Here is a 13,611-nt window from a genome sequence, read left to right on the forward strand (position 1 = left end):
CTTCACCGACCGAAGCCCGATCTTAGCGAGCGACATTGTCGGCAGTTTGTGCGGTTTTGGCAATTTGTCTTTGGTTAGTCGCTGCTGGTAGCGCTGTCAACGTTCCTTTGTTTGCGGGAGTGACTGTGTTAAGAGCAGCAAATGGGTCGAAAACGCACCAAGTCAGGCAAAATCCGGCTGGCGGAAGTCGCCGAGCTTGCCGGCGTCAGCCCGATCACGGCGTCGCGCTTCTTCCGTAATCCGGAGGCGCTGTCGGTCGCCAAGCGGACGCGGGTCGAGAGCGCCGCCAGGGAGCTCGGCTACGTGCCGAACCTCGCAGCGCGCGCGCTGGCCTCGCAACGCACCGAAGTGATCGGCGTCTTGATTCCGTCGCTGACCAACAACGTATTCTCGGACGTGCTGCGCGGCATCTATGACGCCTCCGAAGGCAGCCGGTACTCGATCCAGTTGTCCAACACACGCTATAGTATTCTCCAGGAAGAGAAGCTACTCCGCCTGTTTCTGGCGCAGAAGCCGGCCGGACTGATCGTCACCGGCATCGACCAGACCGAGGAATCGCGCGCGATGCTGGAGGCCGCCGACTGCCCGATCGTGCAGATCATGGAGGTCGGGCCGAATCCGGTCGACATGATGATCGGCTTTTCGCACTATGATGCAGCGCGCGCGGCGGTTGCGCACCTGTTCGCGCAAGGCCACCGCAAGATCGGCTTCGTCGGCGCGCGCATGGACCCGCGGGTGCAGCGGCGGCTGGACGGATATGTCTCGGCCATGAAGGAGGCAGGCCTGTTCGAACAGCGCCTCGTCGTCACCACGGCGACGCCGACCTCGGTGACGCTCGGCGGCACCCTCTTCGCCGATCTGCTCGGACGCGAGCCCGGCATCGATGCGGTGTTCTGCGCCAACGACGACCTCGCGCTCGGCGTCCTCTTCGAATGCCGGCGCCGCGAGATCGCGATCCCCGAACAGATCGCAATCGTCGGCTTCAACGACCTCGAATTCATGGCCTCCGCGGTCCCCACCCTCACCAGCGTGCGCACCAACCGCTACGAGATGGGCAACACCGCCGCGACCATGCTCATCGAGGCGATTGAAGGACGGCGCCCGGAGCGTCCGGTGCTCGATCTCGGCTTCAAGGTGATCGAACGGCAAAGCTCGGCATCGCGGCGTTCGGACAGCAAGCCAGCTGTATCCGGCGCAGGCACGGCGAACAAAATGATAGCGTTACCAAGTAGCCATGAGTAGTATCGCCCTCGTGAGGAAATGACCCGCAAACGGGCCTTTGAACCATCGACCGCGCCGTTGGGCATCGCACCAGCCGAAGCTGAGCCCCCGACGCCAGTGCGTTTGCATTGCAGGAGAAACCAATGACAAAAAACCCAACCAATGGGCATGCGCCCGCCAGCAACGGCGCTCGCCGCCACCTCCGCTCCCAGGAATGGTTCAACAACCCGCATAATCCGGGCATGACCGCGCTTTATATGGAGCGCTACCTGAATTACGGCCTCACCCGCGCCGAGCTGCAGTCCGGCAAGCCGATCATCGGCATTGCCCAGACCGGCAACGACCTCTCCCCGTGCAACCGCCACCATATCGAGCTGGCGCACCGCGTCCGCGAAGGCATCCGCGAGGCCGGCGGCATCGCGATGGAATTCCCGACCCATCCGATCCAGGAGACCGGCAAGCGCCCGACCGCGGCGCTCGACCGCAACCTCGCCTATCTCGGCCTGGTCGAGATCCTCTACGGCTATCCGCTCGACGGCGTGGTGCTGACCACCGGCTGCGACAAGACCACGCCCGCCTGCATGATGGCGGCCGCGACCGTGAACCTGCCCGCGATCGTGCTGTCGGGCGGCCCGATGCTGAACGGCTGGCATGCCGGCGAGCGCACCGGCTCCGGCACCATCGTCTGGAAGTCGCGCGAGCGGCTCGCCGCCGGCGAGATCGACTACGAGGAGTTCATGGAGATCGTGGCGTCCTCGGCGCCCTCGGTCGGCCATTGCAACACCATGGGCACGGCGTCGACCATGAACGGCCTCGCCGAAGCGCTCGGCTTCTCGCTGCCGGGCTGTGCCGCGATCCCCGCGCCCTATCGCGAGCGCGGCCAGATCGCATACGAGACGGGGAAACGCGCCGTCGAGATGGTCTGGGCAGACCTCAAGCCCTCGGACATCCTGACCCGCAAGGCGTTCGAGAACTGCATCGTCATCAACTCGGCGATCGGCGGCTCGACCAACGCGCCGATCCACATCAACGCGCTGGCCCGCCACATCGGCGTCGAGCTGTCGATCGAGGATTGGCAGAAGGTCGGCCACGACGTGCCGCTGCTGGTCAACATGCAGCCGGCCGGCTTCTATCTCGGCGAGGAATTCCACCGCGCAGGCGGCGTGCCGGCCGTGGTGCGCGAATTGATGAAGCACAAGCGCATCCACGAGGACGCGGTCACGGTGAATGGCCGCGGCATCGGCGAGAACTGCAAGGATGCGCCCAAGCCCGACAACGACGTGATCTGGGCCTATGACAAGCCGCTGGTGAAGGACGCCGGCTTCCTGGTGCTGAAGGGCAATCTGTTCGATTCCGCGATCATGAAGACCAGCGTGATCTCCAAGGAATTCCGCGACCGCTATCTCAGCAACCCGAAGGACCTGAATGCCTTCGAGGGCCGCGCCATCGTGTTCGAGGGACCGGAGGACTACCACGCGCGGATCGACGACGCCTCGCTCGACATCGACGAGAATTGCATGCTGTTCGTCCGCGGCACCGGACCGATCGGCTATCCCGGCGGCGCCGAGGTCGTGAACATGCAGCCGCCGGCGGCGCTGATCAAACGCGGCATCCTCGCGCTGCCCTGCATCGGTGACGGCCGCCAGTCCGGCACCTCGGGCTCGCCCTCGATCCTGAACGCCTCGCCGGAAGCGGCCGCCAATGGCGGGCTTGCGATCCTCAAGACCGGCGACAAGGTCCGCATCGACCTCAACAAGGGCAGCGCCAACATCCTGATCTCGGACGAGGAGCTGAAGAAGCGCCACGCCGAGCTGATGGCCAATGGCGGCTTCAAGCATCCGGCGAACCAGACGCCGTGGCAGGAGATCTATCGCAACACCGTCGGCCAGCAATCGACCGGCGCCTGCATGGAGCTCGCCACGCGCTACCAGAACGTCGCCGGCACGTTCGGTGTGGCGCGGGATAATCACTAGAACGACTGTCATTCCGGGGCGCGACGAAGTCGCGAGCCCGGGATCCATCATGCCATAGACCCCGTCGCGAAATAGATTCCGGGCTCGCGCCAAGAGGCGCGCCCCGGAATGGCGACAGACAATTCAAAGGAGAAAACAATGGCAGACCGCCTCAAGGGAAAACGCGCCGTCGTCACGGCAGCGGCAGCAGGCATCGGGCGCGCGTGCGCCATCGCATTCGCGCGTGAAGGCGCGACCGTGATCGCCACCGACATCAACGAAGCCGGCATCGCGGGCCTCACCAAGGACGGCATCGCCGAGGTCGCCAAGCTCGACGTCCGCAACACCGCCGACGTCAACGCCTTCGCCAAGCGCATCGGCAAGGTCGACATCCTGCTCAACGCGGCCGGCTTCGTGCATCACGGCACCATCCTGGAGTGCTCGGAGGAGGATTTCGACTTCTCGTTCGACCTCAACGTCAAGTCGATGCACCGGACCATCAGGGCGTTCCTGCCCGACATGCTGGCGGGCGGCGGCGGCAGCATCGTCAACATCTCGTCCTGCGCCGCGCTGCGGCCGCCGGCCAACCGCTACGTCTACAGCGCGTCGAAGGCCGCGGTGTCGCTGCTGACCCGCGCCGTCGCGCTCGACTTCATCACCAAGGGCATCCGCTGCAACTCGATCTGCCCCGGCACCGTCGAGACCCCCTCGATGCTCGATCGCGCCGCCGCGCAAGGGCCGCAGGGCAAGGACATGTTCATCTCCCGCCAGAAGATGGGCCGGCTCGGCACCGCCGAGGAGATCGCCTCCATGGCGGTCTATCTCGGCAGCGACGAGAGCGCCTTCACCACCGGCGTCGACCTCGTCGTCGACGGCGGCTACATGCTCTGACGCCAGAGGCCGCCAGCATGAACAAGATCGATCTCAACGGCCGCGTCGCCATCGTCACCGGCGGCGCCCAGGGCTTTGGCCGCGCCATCACCGAGCGCTTCGTCGCCTCCGGCGCCAGGGTCGCGATCTGGGACTTCGACTCGGCGCTCGCCGAGAAGACGGCCAAGGACGTCGGCGGCGACACCAAGGTCTTCAAGGTCGACGTCACCGACACCGCGGCCGTCGAGCAGGCCCGCGATGCCACGCTCAAGGCCTTCGGCAAGGTCGACATCCTCGTCAACAATGCCGGCATCGCCGGCGTCAACAAGCCGGTCTGGGAGACCGATCTGGAGGAATGGCGCAAGGTGCTGCGTATCAACCTCGACGGCCCCTTCATCGTCTGCAAGGCGATCGTGCCCGCGATGCTCGCGCAGAAATACGGGCGGATCGTGAACATCGCCTCGATCGCCGGCAAGGAAGGCAATCCCAACGCCGCGCACTACTCGGCCTCCAAGGCCGGCCTGATCGCGCTGACGAAGTCGCTCGGCAAGGAGCTTGCGGCACACGACATTCTCGTCAACGCCGTGACGCCGGCGGCGGCGAAGACCGCGATCTTCGACCAGATGACGCAGCAGCATATCGACTTCATGCTGTCGAAGATCCCGAAGGGCCGCTTCGTGCTGGTGGAAGAGCTAGCGGCGATGGTGGCGTGGCTCTCATCCCAGGATTGTGCCTTCTCCACCGGCGCGGTGTTTGATATCTCCGGGGGACGGGCGACCTACTGAAGACCTTGGCCGCCCGAGGAGGCGGACCATGCAGCCTGGACGTCGGGATATCGTTAAGCTCGCAGCCGGCGCGTGCGCATTGCCGCTGCTCTGGCACCGTGCGCTGGCGCAGCCCGCGCCCAACCCGCCGAGCATCCGCGCGCCCTCGCCGGCCGAGCGCAATGCGATGGGTCGGCTGGCGCAGGCCTTCATGGACAAATACGAGGTGCCGGCGCTCTCCGTCGCGATTGGCTATGCGGGTGCAATCGTCCATCAGGCCGCCTTCGGCATTGCCGATCGCGAGCAGAACGAAGCGGCGACGCCGCAGCATCTGTTTCGCATCGCCAGTGTCAGCAAGATGATCACCTCGGTGACGCTGTTCCGGCTGATCGAGGAGAATCGCGTCAAGCTCACCGACCGCGTGTTCGGCCCCGGCGCGCTGCTCGGTACCGATTATGGCGCGCCACCCTACTCGCCCGGCATCGAGCAGATCACGCTCGAAAATCTCCTGACGCATACCGGCGGCGGCTGGAGCAACGACAACCGCGATCCCATGTTCACGCACCCGCACATGGATCACGCGCAACTCATCACCTGGACGCTGGCCAACCGGCCGCTGGACCGTCCACCGGGGCAGCACTACGCCTATTCCAATTTCGGCTATTGCGTGCTGGGCCGCGTCATCGAAAAGCTCACCGGCCGACACTATGCCGAGCACGTCCGCACCGAGGTGCTCGGCCGTTGTGGCGTCACCGATATGACGATCGCGGCAACACCCGCGATCAGCGTCAGGCTGGCGAAGTGGTCTATTACAGCCGGGGCGAAGGCCCCTACGACATGAATGTCAGGCGAATGGATTCCCATGGCGGCTGGATCGCGACGCCGACCGACCTCGTACAGTTCCTGATGCATGTGGACGGCTATGCGCGTCCGGCGAACATCCTGCGGCCGCGTACCATCGAGACGATGACCACCGCGCCGAGCTACAGCCCGGACTACGCCAAGGGATTTTGCGTCAACAAGTCAGACAATTGGTGGCACAATGGCAGCCTGCCGGGCACCAGCACCATTGCGGTCCGAACCCATGGCGGCTTCTGCTGGGCCGCCTTCACCAACACCAGGCGCGAGAATACCAACATGGATAGCGATCTCGACCAGCTCAACTGGAACATGGCGCGCCAGGTCGGCGAATGGCGGGTGGCCTGAGCCATGACCCGGGAAGGTGGATGCCTCTGCGGCGCGGTGCGGTTCAAGGCGGAGGGCGAGCCGCTCAACGTCCGCATCTGCCATTGCCGCATGTGCCAGAAGGCGATGGGCTCGCCCTACTTCGCCCGAGCCCAGTTCGACCAGCGCGCCCTCACGGTCGAGGGCGAGACCGCGCGCTATGCCTCGTCCGAGGCCATCGACCGCGTGTTCTGCAAGCGCTGCGGCACCCGGCTGTTCTCGTGGCGCCGCAACGGCACGCTGGCGGGCGTGGCGCTCACAACGTTCGACGATCGCAACGCCTTTGCGCCGACCGAGCACATCTGGGTGTCGGAGAAGCTCGCGTGGCTGAAGCTCGACGACGGCCTGACGCAATATCAGGGTACGATCCCGGCATAGAGCGTGGCATTTCGGCACCGGCCACCCTATGTTGAGCTGAAGCGTTGCTGCACCGCCGGTTCGGCCGGGTCGTCTGCAAGGCCGCAGACACAACCGGGACGGACCAGCCGTGAACATCAATGTCTATGACCTCTCGGTGTGGGTGCTGCCGCTCGTGCTCGCGATCACCTTCCACGAGGCCGCGCACGCCTTCGTCGCGCACCGGCTCGGCGACAACACGGCCTGGCAGCTCGGCCGCGTCAGCTTCAACCCGCTCCGCCACATCGATCCGTTCGGCACCGTAATCCTGCCGGCGATGCTGCTGTTTGCGCATTCGCCGTTCCTGTTCGGCTACGCCAAGCCGGTGCCGGTGAATTATCGCAACCTCAACAACCCCAGGGTCGACATGGTCTGGGTGGCGCTGGCCGGGCCCGGCACCAACATACTGCTGGCGCTCGCAGCGGGTCTTGCAGCTCACGCCCTGCCCTGGATCCCCGCCGGTTCGGCGCAGTGGATAGAAGACAACCTCAAGAACGCGATCCTCATCAACGCGGTCCTGGCGGTTTTCAACATGATGCCGATACCGCCGCTCGACGGCGGGCGCGTCGCGGTCGGGCTGTTGCCCCGCCCGCTCGCCCTGCCGCTGGCGCGCCTCGAGCCGTTCGGGATGATGATCCTGATCGCCCTCCTGATCCTGCTGCCTTTGGCCGGCTCGCAGTTCGGTCTAAATCTTGATGTTATTTCAGCAATACTGCGAACGTTGACCGGTTATGTGATTCAGGCTGTTCTCTTTCTGACCGGCAATGCGTAGTTGAACAGCGACATCCGAACACACAAGCCGAAGGGCCAGAGGCCGACTTGGTCAAAGCTGCCGATATGCTGATCGCGCGACGCGCCGACACCCGTGCCCGCGCCGATTTCGCCACCTGGAAGATGATGGCCAAGCTCAACGGGTCGTCCGCTCTGCCTCCGGAGGCGCAGGAGTTCCTCGCGAGCTACAAGAACCTGCTGGCGCAGATGAGCGAGGGCGAGGCCGGTGAGGCCACCATTGGCGCGATCTACAAGGCCTACTATGCCGAGATGGGCGGTGCGGGAACCGCGCCCGACATCCAGACGCGCGCGGCCGAGCCAGCGGCGGACAATGTTACCGCTTTCCGGCGCCCCGCGCCCAAGCCGAAGAAAACGGCAGCCTCCTTCGTGTCGGCCACGTTCGGCGGGACCCAGAAACGGCCGCTCCCGGTGGCGCTGATCTTCGCCTGCCTGGTCGTGGTCTACGTCGCGATCCGGCTCTACTGGCGCTGAGTCGAGGGCCGCGCTGCGGCCTCGGCCTTGGCGCCCTTCTCGTTCTTCCTGAACAGCACCGGCAACACGAAGGTCAGCCCTTCGTCGGCAACGAGCGCCGGCGGGGTCGGGACGGGGTCGGAGCGCCTGACCATTCCGATGGCGGCCTCGTCGAACGCCGCATCGCCCGAGCCTTTTTCGATGGCAACCTCGACCACGTGGCCGAGCCGGTCGAGCGTCAGCCGAACCGAGAGCTCGGCCGCCTTGAACAGGCCCTTTGGATAGCGCTTGTGCCGGTCGAGATGCGCGACCAGGTCCTTTTCCCAGCCCTGGCGAATGCGCACCGAGCGGTCGCTCTTCTTCTCCGCATCGGAGGTCGGCATCGCCGTCGCTTCGGCGGCGGGCGAGGCCACCGAGGCGGCCGTGGGAACGACCGATTCCTTGGTCTCCTCCTCGACCGGCTTCTTGGTCTCGTTCAGCGTCACGGCCCGATCGGCCTCCTCGACCTCCATCGGGACGTCCTTGGGCAGGCTGCTCTCCTTGAGCTCGGCCTTCTGCTGGGTCAGCTCGGGCGAGGCCACCGACTCGTTCGAGTCAGGCCCAGGCGGCAATTCGCTGGGTTCGCCATTGGGCGACATTGACTCGAGTCCAACCTCGATGCCCTGCGGATCCGCGATGAAATCCGGTTCTTCGTTGCGCAGATAGGCCAGCGCCAGGGCGGCGCCGCCCAGATGCAGCGCGAGCGCTCCCACGGCGGCGAACAGCCACAGCTTGCGAGACGGTTTCAGTTCGTATTCGGACATCGGCGTCGGGCCTTCGTCACGGCTTCGGTGCTTCCGCCGGCGCGCCCTGCGGCGCTGCCCCCGGGACACCTTCCAGCGTCACCAGCTTGACCTTGGAATAGCCTCCCTTGTTCAGGAACTCCAGCACGGCCATCAGTTCGCCGTACGGCACGGCACGATCGGCGCGCAGGAAGATGTACTTGTCCCTGCTCATGTCCGGCGTGTTGTCGAGCGCACTGACGAGGTCGACGCGCTTGACGAAATTCTCCCCGATCGCCACCGAAAGATCCGGCTTGATGCTGACATAGGTCGGCTTGTCGGGCTTCTTCTGCGGCGTCGATGTCGACGTCGGCAGATCGATCGGCAGGTCGACCGTCGACAACGGAGCCGCGACCATGAAGATGATCAGCAGCACCAGCATGACGTCGATGAACGGCGTGACGTTGATGTCATGCGTTTCGTTGAAATCGTCGTCGTCATCGTTGTCCGTGATCGATACGGCCATGGCTCACTCCGCCGCGCGCGTATGCACGCTGCCGTGGCTGCGGTCGAGATCGCGCGACAGCAGCCGCGCCGCCGCGCCCGAGGCGCGGCTGACGAGCTCGAGATAGCCCTTCGTCACGCGCGAGAAGTGGTTGTAGATGATGACGGCGGGGATCGCGGCGACGAGGCCGATCGCGGTGGCGAGCAGCGCCTCGGCGATACCAGGCGCGACCACGGCGAGGTTGGTGGTCTGCGACTTCGAGATGCCGATGAAGCTGTTCATGATGCCCCAGACCGTGCCGAACAGGCCGACGAAGGGCGACGTGGAGCCGATGGTCGCCAGCACGCCCATGCCGATCCGGATGCGCCGACCCTCGGCGCGCACGATCTCGGAGAAGCTCGAGGCGGCGCGCTCCTTGATGCCGGCATCGCTGGAGATACCTGCCGACATCCGCGCCTCACGCAGCGCTGACGCGAGGAAGGCCGGCAACACCCCCTGCTTGGCGCCGAGCGCCATCTGCGCCTCCGCCAGCGAGCGCGCTTCCGAAACCTTCTTCAATGCCGAACGAAGCTTGGCGGAAGCAACCGACAGCTCGATCGATTTGGCGATGAGGACGGCCCATGTCGTCAGCGACGCGAAGGCGAGCCCGATCATCACCGCCTTCACGATGATGTCGGCCGACATGAACATCACCCAGGGCGACAATTCCTTCATGACCGGCGCGGCCGGCTTCAGCGAACGGCCGCCCGGCTCGCCCGGCGTCCCGTCCGCCGGTGCGGAGGCAGCGGAAGGCGTTCCAGGCGCCGTCGGGGCGGCAACCGCAGGTGCCGTGGTCGAAGGCGCAGCCGCCTGACCGGCCGCCGCCGGCGTCGATGACGGCGCTGCCGCGGACGGGGCTGGTTGCTGGGCAGAAACAGGGAATGCGAGCCAGGCGGCCGCCAGCATGACGGCTGCGGCAAGGCTTGCTCGGAAGGACATGATCTTCATACTTCGGCCCAGTGGCGAATGAGGTTGTGATAGATACCCGTCAATTTGACCGTTTCGGGATCGTCTCGCCCGAGCCGTTCCACCAGCGCCTGAATCGCGGTGTCGAGGTCAAAGATCATGCTCCGGGCTTGATCGTCCCGTATCATGCTCTGAAGCCAGAAGAAAGACGCAACCCGCGCCCCCCTCGTCACCGGCGTCACGAGATGCAGGCTGGTCGAGGGATAGAGCACGCAGTCGCCCGCTGGCAACTTGACTTCGTGCGAGCCGTAGGTGTCCTCGATCACAAGTTCGCCACCGTCGTATTCCTCCGGCTCGGCGAGGAACAGCGTGACCGAGAGGTCTGTGCGGATGCGAAGGCCGGTCAGGCGGTCGCCGCGGATCGCATTGTCGACATGCAGGCCGAAATGGTGGCCGCCGCTCGCAGCGTAGCGGTTGAACAGCGGCGGGAAGATCTGCAGCGGTATCGCTGCCGCGATGAAGCGCGGGTTCGACGTCAGCGCCGAGATGATGCGGTTGCCGAGCTTGCGCGCGACCTCGCCATCCGGCGGCAATTGCTCGTTGCGTTTGACCATGGCCGACTGCGCCCCCGCAGTCGAGCGGCCGTCTTCCCAATCGCTGGCGTCCATGATGCGGCGGAAATCCGCCACATCATCTTTGCTCAGAACGCCAGGCAGGCACGTCAACATGATCAGAACTTCGCCGACGTTACGATGTAGAACGCCCGTCCCGGCGCGACCGCCACGAACGGCGTCGCACTGCGATAGAGCGTGTCATAGTAGAGCTTGTTGGTGAGGTTCTGCGCGTAGAACTTCATGGTCCAGTTCTTGTCGATCTTCTTCTCGACGAACGCGTCGAAGCGCCAGTAGCTCGGGATCAGCGTGCCGGTGTTGGCGCCGAAGGTTCCGCCGTAGACCTTGGAGCGGAACACCGCCTGCCCGCCGACCTCCCAATCGCCGTCGAACTTGTACTTCGTGAGCAAGCTGAACGACTGATGCGCGACGTTGGCGAGCTGCAGGCCGACATTGCTGGCGATGTTGCTCTTGGTGACCTTCGAGTCCATCAGCACGATACCGCCGAAGATGCTCCAGCGATCGGTCAGCTTGCCACTGGCCTCGATATCGATACCCTGGATCCGGTAGGCCGCGCCCGAGGTCAGCGTCGTGCCGACGGTCTCGCGGGCGTTGTCCTTGGTGGTGTGGAACAATGCGCCGCTCACCAGCAGGTGACGGTCCAGCAGCTCCCATTTGGTGCCGACTTCCGCGGCCTTGTTCTGCTCGGGCCCCAGGATCGTCGTGCCGGTCGGCGGAGACGAGCCGTAATCCGTACCGGTCGCGTCAAGCTCGGAACCGAACGGATTGGTCGAGGTCGCATAGGCCGCATAGAGGCTGCCGATCGGAACAGGCTTGTAGACGATGCCGGCGTTGTAGTTGACGAAGGCCGAGTCGACGCTGCTCGACGCAGCCGCAATCGACGATTTCAGCTTGTAGCTGTCCCAGCGCACGCCGCCGTTGACGATGATGGTGTCTTCCCAATTCGCAGTGTCCATCGCGTAGACGGCGCCGCTGTCGACGTTGTAGCGGGTCGGATCGCCGGTCAGCACGGGGTTGAACGGGCCGGGAGTGTAGGTGTAGCCCGGCGAGTACATGTTCTGCAGCGTCAAGGCACCATTGCTGGTAAAGCCGCTTCCGTTCACTTCGGACGCAAGCCCGTTGTAGCGGCCGATTCCGATACGCTCGTTCGAGACCTCGAGCCCGGTCACCGCCGTGTGCTTGACCGGCCCCGTGTCGAACTTGAACGTGGCGTCTTCCTGGTTGGCGATCACGTCGACCCACTGGTTGCGGCTCTGCGCGCTCGCGGTAACGGTCCACTTCGTCGGATCAGGATTGGTCGTGATGGGCGACTGCGGCAGGGTGCCGATATATTCCAGCGTCGACTGCTCCATGCGAGTCCGGCTGGTCAGGGTGATGTTGTTGGTCGGCTTGTACTCGGCCGTGAGCGTGCCGAAATCCTGCCGCGCAGTCTGGAAGTCGCGATTGAGAAGGCCGTACCAGGTCCCGCGCGGAATGCCCGCTTCGGTGGCCGGCACGTTGCCCTGCTTGTAATAGGGCACGCCGAAGTCCGGGTAGCCGCTGAGGTCGGTGTGGACGTAGTTCGTGGTGATCTTGAAGTCTTTGGTTGGGGCGTATTTGGTCGAGATGAAAGTGCCCCAGCGATTGTCGGTCACGAAGTTGCGGCCGGCAACGTTGGCGTCCTGGAACAGGCCGCCGGCACGCACCGAGAAGGTGGGGTCGATGACCTGGTTGACGTCGATCGTGACGCGCTTGGTCATGTCGGTGCCGAACGTCGTCTCGGCGTTCTGGAAGTTGCGATCGGTCGCCTGCTTGGTGACGATGTTGATGGCGCCGCCCGCGGTGCCGCGGCCGGCATAGGACGAGGCCGGGCCACGCAGGATCTCGAGCTGCTCGGTGAAGAAGTTCTCGCGGATGGACACCGCGGGATCGCGGATGCCGTCGATGAAGACGTCGTTGCGCGCGTCGAATCCGCGGATGAAGAAGCGGTCGCCGAACGCGTTGCCGCCTTCGCCCGAGCCGAGAGTCACGCCGGCGGTCGAACGACCGACTTCCCTCAGCGAGGTGGCATTCTTGTCCTCGAGCACTTCCTTGCTGAGCACGGTGATGGACTTCGGCGTGTTCAGCAGAGGCTCGGGAAACTTGCCCGAGGCCTGGACGCGGTCGACCTTGTAGGGCGCGGCCGGATCCGCATAGGGATTGCGGTCTGCGGCTCCGACGGCACCCGGCGTGACGGCTGCGGCCTGCTGAGCCTGCTGGCGCTGTGCGGCGCGGCGCAGCGCATTGCGCGCGCGAACCTGATCCGCGGTCGGCTTCGAGGCTGCCGGGCGCGGACGCTCAACGGGAGCATCGACCGTCACCGGCGGCAGGTTCGATTGCTGCGCCTGTGCGCCGGTCGACACCGACGCCACCGCGATCAAGCTCGCGACCGCCGACACCGTTTTGCCGGAACCTGCCGACGACTTTTCATCCATCAAGTCGAACGCTGCGACCGAACGCAACGACCTCGGTGCCAACACCTGCCCCATTTCAACACGCCCCATATTCCAGTTCGTTCGTTCACTTCGACGAACGATGAAGCTGTTGGTATCGGCGGCAAAATAGCGGGTCAATGCGAGCAAGCCGCGAGAACCCTTGAATAAGTCCAGATCAAAACGATTCTAAACTTCAGTTTGAAACGGTTCTAAATCGAGATTGGAGTCGTTCTAAATCGAACGCGAAAAACGCAGCGAAAACCGGCGTCGTGCGCGCGACGTCAATCGCTGCTCGGCGGCTTCATCAGCGAGAACAATTCGTCGACGGTCTTCTGCGCAACCGCGCGCACGCGATCGGAATTGTCCATGCCGGCGATGTTGACGCCGCCGACGACCGCTTTGATCTCGTCGCGGAAGTCGGTGAGGAAGCGCAAGGGATCGCGCTGCTCGTTGGCGACGCGCGCGATCAGACCCGTGATCAGAATCTGACACGCGATCAGCTTGCCGTTCAGCTCGTCCATCCTGCGCTCCCGTTGTGGCGGGCCGATATGACCGATGCAGATTTTCCTGACAACCGAAACGCCGCGTTGGCGGTTTAGAACCGTTCTCACGCCAGCCGTCGCGTTCACCGCCGGAGCAGGCTTTG

15 protein-coding genes are annotated in these 13,611 nt (G+C 64.8%); 9 read left to right on the forward strand and 6 right to left on the reverse strand.

What is annotated here, in order from left to right; genetic code table 11:
• Positions 1 to 141 precede the first annotated feature (141 nt).
• The 9 genes from gntR to F8237_RS02275 all read left to right on the forward strand — a co-directional run bounded on the left by gntR (position 142) and on the right by F8237_RS02275 (position 7,690).
• Entirely contained in the window at positions 142 to 1,242 is a 1,101-nt protein-coding gene (gene gntR / locus F8237_RS02240) for an HTH-type transcriptional regulator GntR (protein WP_151642206.1), read from the forward strand.
• Positions 1,243 to 1,364: 122 nt separating this feature from the next.
• Entirely contained in the window at positions 1,365 to 3,194 is a 1,830-nt protein-coding gene (locus F8237_RS02245; protein ID WP_151642207.1) for an IlvD/Edd family dehydratase, read from the forward strand.
• 138 nt (positions 3,195 to 3,332) lie between these two features.
• On the forward strand, positions 3,333 to 4,064 hold the full coding sequence (locus tag F8237_RS02250) for an SDR family oxidoreductase (RefSeq protein WP_151642208.1): 732 nt from the start codon (positions 3,333 to 3,335) through the stop codon (positions 4,062 to 4,064).
• Between the two features lie 17 nt (positions 4,065 to 4,081).
• Entirely contained in the window at positions 4,082 to 4,828 is a 747-nt protein-coding gene (locus F8237_RS02255; RefSeq protein WP_151642209.1) for an SDR family NAD(P)-dependent oxidoreductase, read from the forward strand.
• Positions 4,829 to 4,856: 28 nt separating this feature from the next.
• Positions 4,857 to 5,648 carry a serine hydrolase domain-containing protein gene (locus F8237_RS02260; protein ID WP_244626062.1) on the forward strand — a complete coding sequence of 264 codons (792 nt, stop codon included), beginning with the start codon at positions 4,857 to 4,859 and terminating at the stop codon, positions 5,646 to 5,648.
• Positions 5,645 to 6,013, forward strand: coding sequence for a serine hydrolase (locus tag F8237_RS36780; protein WP_244626063.1), 369 nt, complete (start codon positions 5,645 to 5,647; stop codon positions 6,011 to 6,013). The genes F8237_RS02260 and F8237_RS36780 overlap by 4 nt, the downstream gene beginning before the upstream one ends.
• 3 nt (positions 6,014 to 6,016) lie before the next feature.
• The gene (locus F8237_RS02265) at positions 6,017 to 6,409 is read left to right on the forward strand and encodes a GFA family protein (RefSeq protein WP_151642210.1); all 393 of its coding nucleotides are present in this window, start codon (positions 6,017 to 6,019) and stop codon (positions 6,407 to 6,409) included.
• A gap of 109 nt (positions 6,410 to 6,518) precedes the next feature.
• Positions 6,519 to 7,199 (forward strand): site-2 protease family protein, encoded by a 681-nt coding sequence (locus F8237_RS02270; RefSeq protein ID WP_151642211.1) that lies wholly within the window; start codon positions 6,519 to 6,521, stop codon positions 7,197 to 7,199.
• 65 nt (positions 7,200 to 7,264) lie between these two features.
• Complete coding sequence (locus F8237_RS02275; protein ID WP_151650431.1) at positions 7,265 to 7,690, forward strand: hypothetical protein; 426 nt, start codon at positions 7,265 to 7,267, stop codon at positions 7,688 to 7,690.
• Here the strand turns inward: F8237_RS02275 and F8237_RS02280 are convergent.
• The 6 genes from F8237_RS02280 to F8237_RS02305 all read right to left on the reverse strand — a co-directional run bounded on the left by F8237_RS02280 (position 7,678) and on the right by F8237_RS02305 (position 13,486).
• Positions 7,678 to 8,472, reverse strand: a complete 795-nt coding sequence (locus tag F8237_RS02280) for a TonB family protein (RefSeq protein WP_151642212.1) — start codon at positions 8,470 to 8,472, stop codon at positions 7,678 to 7,680. The two genes, F8237_RS02275 and F8237_RS02280, sit on opposite strands and share 13 nt — an antisense overlap.
• Before the next feature lie 16 nt (positions 8,473 to 8,488).
• Positions 8,489 to 8,956, reverse strand: coding sequence for a TonB system transport protein ExbD (gene exbD, locus F8237_RS02285; RefSeq protein WP_151642213.1), 468 nt, complete (start codon positions 8,954 to 8,956; stop codon positions 8,489 to 8,491).
• Positions 8,957 to 8,959: 3 nt separating this feature from the next.
• Positions 8,960 to 9,922 carry a tonB-system energizer ExbB gene (exbB, locus tag F8237_RS02290; RefSeq protein ID WP_151642214.1) on the reverse strand — a complete coding sequence of 321 codons (963 nt, stop codon included), beginning with the start codon at positions 9,920 to 9,922 and terminating at the stop codon, positions 8,960 to 8,962.
• Entirely contained in the window at positions 9,919 to 10,608 is a 690-nt protein-coding gene (locus F8237_RS02295) for a Fe2+-dependent dioxygenase (RefSeq protein WP_015686806.1), read from the reverse strand. Before F8237_RS02295 ends, exbB begins: the two co-directional genes overlap by 4 nt.
• Before the next feature lie 2 nt (positions 10,609 to 10,610).
• Positions 10,611 to 13,019, reverse strand: coding sequence for a TonB-dependent receptor (locus tag F8237_RS02300; protein ID WP_445432969.1), 2,409 nt, complete (start codon positions 13,017 to 13,019; stop codon positions 10,611 to 10,613).
• 227 nt (positions 13,020 to 13,246) lie between these two features.
• Complete coding sequence (locus tag F8237_RS02305; RefSeq protein ID WP_063983861.1) at positions 13,247 to 13,486, reverse strand: hypothetical protein; 240 nt, start codon at positions 13,484 to 13,486, stop codon at positions 13,247 to 13,249.
• Positions 13,487 to 13,611: the final 125 nt, after the last annotated feature.

Source organism: Bradyrhizobium betae (genome assembly GCF_008932115.1).
GTDB classification, from domain to species: Bacteria; Pseudomonadota; Alphaproteobacteria; order Rhizobiales; family Xanthobacteraceae; genus Bradyrhizobium; species Bradyrhizobium betae.